Source organism: Oleiphilus sp. HI0043, assembly GCF_001634935.1.
In genome coordinates, this window is record NZ_LWEY01001870.1 from 1 (window position 1) to 966 (window position 966).

Sequence of the window (966 nt, forward strand, 5' to 3'; positions counted from 1 at the left end):
GAAGCTTTTCATCTATTAGCCAAGCATCTTAGCTGCCGCTTCATCTGAAATTCCGCGCATGCGGCGCAGCATATAACGTTTTGCTTTGGCAAAGCTCTGTTCAATCGCGACACCACAATTTTCGCTCTCTACCGCTAGCTGTAAGTGCTCCCCTACACATGGGTGAATATTCAGCTCACAGTAGTAAAGAGCTCTATTATCATGTTCTTGTTGGCGTTCCTCTATCAACAGATTTACTGATTCAATATCAGTGTTAATGCCACTCAGGTGAAAGGAATAGTAAAGATCGACTGTTCTGCTCCAGTTACGCATTACGTGCTCACTTACATTTAGGTACAGCATAATTTCAACTCCGTGTTTTTTTACTATGCTAACGACCAACTACCCTAGGTATCCATAAGTTATTCACTCATAAATACTTCGAAGTATCCGAAGTATTTATGAGTGGCAATTTAAATCCATGCTTTCCCCCAGCCGTTTGGTTAAAGATCCAAAAAAAATTGATCAGTTTTTTTCGATCATATTGAGCTGAATATTCGACTTTTTCATAGCTAGGTAAAAGCATATAAATGTCTTCTCATCATTTAAAGCAAGGACCTACCTATGACAAAAGTTTTTCGAGAAATGGTTGAGCATGACGCAGCAGGGGGAATTCTATTAATTCTCGCGGCTTTGGCGGCACTCATCATGGCGAATACAGCTTTCAATGGTTTCTACCAAGGTGTGCTTAACTTACCCGTCACCATTCAATTCGGCTCCTTTGAAATTGCTAAACCGCTATTGCTTTGGGTCAATGATGGCTTGATGGCACTGTTCTTTTTCTTGGTCGGCCTAGAAGTTAAACGAGAAATTATTGAAGGCCACTTATCTTCAAAAGACCAGATAATACTACCTGCTATTGCCGCTGTGGCGGGCATCATTGCTCCCGCTTTAGTTTATGTTAGCTTAAATCAACAAAATCCGGCG

2 protein-coding genes are annotated in these 966 nt (G+C 41.1%); one reads left to right on the forward strand and one right to left on the reverse strand.

Translation table 11 applies throughout. The annotated features are described in order from the left end of the window. Window positions 1–15: 15 nt before the first annotated feature. A complete protein-coding gene (locus A3729_RS28700; protein ID WP_068515457.1) occupies window positions 16–342 on the reverse strand; it encodes a hypothetical protein in 327 nt (108 codons plus the stop codon). A 261-nt stretch (window positions 343–603) separates the two neighbouring features. Between A3729_RS28700 and A3729_RS28705 the strand changes: the two genes are divergently transcribed. After that, window positions 604–966 (forward strand): Na+/H+ antiporter NhaA (locus A3729_RS28705; protein WP_231877527.1); only part of this gene is annotated, 363 nt, incomplete at its 3' end.

What these genes read in the sequence shown, in the direction of transcription:
- A3729_RS28700 (WP_068515457.1), bottom strand. Translation starts at nt 342, where the DNA reads ATGCTGTACCTAAATGTAAGTGAGCACGTAATGCGTAACTGGAGCAGA.